Consider the following 3175-nt stretch of genomic DNA (forward strand, 5'->3'; position numbering starts at 1 on the left):
CTGTGGGAGGCCGTGCGCGACCGGCGCGTGGTGCGCTTCGACTACCGCGGCGCCGGCAGCGAGAACGTGCGCGCCCGCACCGTGGAGCCGTGGGGCGTGGTCAGCCGCAACGGCCGCTGGTACATCGCCGGGTTCGACCGCGACAGGGACGCGCCGCGCGTCTTCCGGCTCAGCCGGATCACCGGGCAGGTCGCCGTACTGGGCAGGGCGGGCGCGTTCGAGGTGCCCGAAGGGGTCGATCTGCGGGATATGGTCGGCTTCCCCGACGACTCGACGGACGAGCGGGTGGCCGTCGTCCGCGTACGCAGGGGGACGTGCGAAGGGCTGCGCCAGCTCGCCAGGGCCGTACGCGAGGCCGACGGCGGGTGGGACGAGGCCGAGCTGACCTTCTCCGACCCCGAACGCCTGGCCGGCTGGATGGCGAGCCTCGGCTCCGACGTGGAGGTCGTCGAGCCGCCGGACGCCCGCGAGGCCGTCATCCGCCGACTGAAAGGGGCAATGGCATCATGACCGGCTCGGCCGACAGATTGCCGAGGCTGCTGGCGCTGGTGCCGTACCTGATGTCCCACCCGGGGGCGCAGGTCGGCGAGGTGTCCGCGGTGTTCGGGCTGAGCGAGAAGCAGCTCATCGACGACCTGCAGCTCGTGTGGATGTGCGGTCTGCCCGGGCACACCCCGGGCGACCTCATCGACGTGTCCTGGGACGGCGGCGAGATCATCATCGACAACGCCGACACCATCGCCAGGCCGCTGCGGCTCGGCATCGACGAGGCCAGCGCGCTGCTGGTCGCGCTGCGCATGCTCGCCGCCACCCCCGAACTCGCCCTGCCTGCCAACGAGGTGCCCGGGGACGCGCTACCTCGCGTGATGGCCAAGCTCGAGCGGGCCGCGGGCGAGGGCGCCGCCACCGTCAGCAGCCAGCTCGCGGTGGACGTGGACGCGGCGCCCGACGCTCTGCCGCGCGTGCGCGAGGGGCTGACCAGGGGCCGGCGGCTGTCGCTGCGCTACTACGTGCCCGGGCGCGACGAGGTGACGCCGCGCGAGGTCGACCCCATGCGGATCGTGGTCGTGGACGGCCGCACCTACCTCGAGGGATGGTGCTACCGGGCCGAGGCGATGCGGCTGTTCCGGCTCGACCGGATGCTCGGCGTGGACGTGCTCGACGTGCCCGCCGACCCGCCGGCGGAGGCCGAGCCCATCGACGTCACCCAGGGCGTCTTCCGGCCCTCGCCCACCGACGAGCTGGTCGAGCTGGAGCTCAGCGCCGCCGGGCGGTGGGTGGCCGAGTACTACCCGTGCGAGCAGGTCACCGAGCTGGGCGAGGGACGGCTGCGGGTGGCGCTGCGGGCCCGCGACGAGGACTGGATACTCAAGCTGGCGCTGCGCCTCGGCGACACCGGCCGGGTCGTCTCACCGCCCAAGATGGCCGAGACCGTACGGCAGGAGGCCGAGCGCGCCCTGGCCCTGTACGCTCACCAGTCATGACGTGGATCTACGTGGCGATCGGGCTGTGCGCGGGCGGGCTGGCCGTGCTCGGATTCGCGGGTGCCCGCGTCGTCACGGCGGCACGTACTCTGAAAAGGGAAATCGCCGAGGCGACGGCCCAGCTTGAGCCGAGGCGGGCCAGATTGACGGGCCGAGGGGATGAGACCACGCCCCAGGCAGCGTACGATCGTGGCTGAAACAGGCACTCGCTAGAAAAGGGCGTTTCATGTCGAATCTCGGAGTCCCCGAACTTCTGATCATCGCGCTGGTGCTCGTGTTGCTGTTCGGTGCGAAGAAGCTGCCCGAGATGGCCCGCGGCGTCGGCAGGTCGCTGCGCATCTTCAAGTCCGAGACGGCCAAGCTCCGCGAGGACGACGACGAACACACGGTCCAGGCCCAGGCGCAGCCCGCCCCCGCCCAGCCGCAGCCCGCGCAGCCGCAGCCGCAGCCGATCCAGGCCGCGCCCGCGCTCTCCGCCGAGGAGCAGGCCAGGCAGCTGGAGGAGCAGGCCGCCAGGCTGCGCGCCAGCGCCGCCCAGGCGGACAAGCACGCCTGACCCCATCCCTCCTCGTCACCTGGACTGTTAGATGGCGCTGCTCAAACGGTCGACTGAGCCCTCGCGTGACCCCGAGGGCCGCATGCCCCTCATGGAGCACCTGCGCGAGCTGCGCAACCGGCTGCTCATCGCGGCGATCGCCGTCGTCGTGGGCATCATCGTCGGGTGGATCGTCTTCGATCCGGTCTGGGCGTTCATCAAGGAGCCGTTCTGTGAGACGCCGCAGGCCCAGCAGCTGCGTGTCGGCGAGTGCACGCTGACCTACGGCGGCATCTTCCAGTCGTTCTTCCTGACGTTGAAGGTCTCGGCGATGGTCGGCGTCGTCGTGTCCTCACCCGTCTGGCTCTATCAGATCTGGGCCTTCGTCACCCCGGCCCTCTACCGCAACGAGAAGCGCTACTCGATCGCCTTCCTCGGGCTGGCGATCCCGCTGTTCGCGATCGGCGCCGTGCTGGCGTACCTGATCATGGACACCAGCCTGGCCATCCTGCTCGGGTTCGCGCCGAGCGACACCGTGGCCATCATCCAGATCGACGAGTATGTCAACTACGTGCTGATCATGCTCATCATCTTCGGCATCTCGTTCGAGCTGCCGCTGCTGCTGGTGTTCCTCAACATCATCGGCGTGCTCCCCCACGCCACGGTCAAGAAGAACCGCCGCTGGGTGGTCTTCGCCATGTTCGTCTTCGGCGCGGTCATCACGCCCGGTGGCGACCCGCTGACGATGATGGCGCTGGCCGCGCCCATGGTCGTGCTGTACTTCCTGGCCGAGTTCTTCATGTACATGCGCGAGAAGCGCATGCCCGCCACCGAGGACTTCTCCCACCTGCCCGACGACGAGGCCTCGCCGCTCGCGGAAGACTCCGCCGTCGAGCGTCCCGAGGAGGATTCCGGTTCGGCGCGATAGGCGATAAGTTCCGGGCGTGTCCCCTCAACTCGCCCTGCTCGTCAACCCCGCCGCCCGCGGCGGCCGCACGCTGCGCATGCTCGAGCCCGTGGCGCGCAGGCTGCGCGCCGGAGGGGCCGAGCTGTCGGTGATCGTCGGCGACGACGCGGCCGACGCGCTGGAACGCGCCTGCACCGCCGTGGCCGAGCACCCCGACGCGCTTGTGGCCTTCGGCGGCGACGGGCTGGT

At 70.6% G+C, this 3175-nt stretch carries 6 protein-coding genes; all 6 read left to right on the plus strand.

Annotation, left to right across the window (positions count from 1 at the left end; all coding sequences use genetic code 11):
- Positions 1–510 (plus strand): WYL domain-containing protein (locus tag AB0J09_RS60420; RefSeq protein WP_360712851.1); only part of this gene is annotated, 510 nt, incomplete at its 5' end.
- Positions 507–1484, plus strand: coding sequence for a WYL domain-containing protein (locus AB0J09_RS60425; protein WP_360712853.1), 978 nt, complete (start codon positions 507–509; stop codon positions 1482–1484). The genes AB0J09_RS60420 and AB0J09_RS60425, both read left to right, overlap by 4 nt.
- On the plus strand, positions 1481–1681 hold the full coding sequence (locus AB0J09_RS60430) for a hypothetical protein (protein ID WP_360712856.1): 201 nt from the start codon (positions 1481–1483) through the stop codon (positions 1679–1681). The genes AB0J09_RS60425 and AB0J09_RS60430 overlap by 4 nt, the downstream gene beginning before the upstream one ends.
- 29 nt (positions 1682–1710) lie before the next feature.
- Positions 1711–2040 carry a Sec-independent protein translocase subunit TatA gene (tatA, locus tag AB0J09_RS60435; protein WP_360712859.1) on the plus strand — a complete coding sequence of 110 codons (330 nt, stop codon included), beginning with the start codon at positions 1711–1713 and terminating at the stop codon, positions 2038–2040.
- A gap of 31 nt (positions 2041–2071) precedes the next feature.
- The gene (gene tatC, locus AB0J09_RS60440) at positions 2072–2947 is read left to right on the plus strand and encodes a twin-arginine translocase subunit TatC (RefSeq protein WP_360712862.1); all 876 of its coding nucleotides are present in this window, start codon (positions 2072–2074) and stop codon (positions 2945–2947) included.
- A 16-nt stretch (positions 2948–2963) separates the two neighbouring features.
- Positions 2964–3175 (plus strand): diacylglycerol kinase family protein (locus AB0J09_RS60445; RefSeq protein WP_360712865.1); only part of this gene is annotated, 212 nt, incomplete at its 3' end.

Origin of the sequence: Nonomuraea sp. NPDC049784, assembly GCF_040659615.1 — a bacterium.
GTDB lineage: Bacteria > Actinomycetota > Actinomycetes > Streptosporangiales > Streptosporangiaceae > Nonomuraea.

Excerpts from the sequence above, each read along its gene's own strand:
- AB0J09_RS60430 (WP_360712856.1), top strand. The coding sequence starts at position 1,481 with ATGACGTGGATCTACGTGGCGATCGGGCTGTGCGCGGGCGGGCTGGCC.
- tatA (WP_360712859.1), top strand. The coding sequence starts at position 1,711 with ATGTCGAATCTCGGAGTCCCCGAACTTCTGATCATCGCGCTGGTGCTC.
- tatC (WP_360712862.1), top strand. The coding sequence starts at position 2,072 with ATGGCGCTGCTCAAACGGTCGACTGAGCCCTCGCGTGACCCCGAGGGC.
- AB0J09_RS60425 (WP_360712853.1), top strand. The coding sequence starts at position 507 with ATGACCGGCTCGGCCGACAGATTGCCGAGGCTGCTGGCGCTGGTGCCG.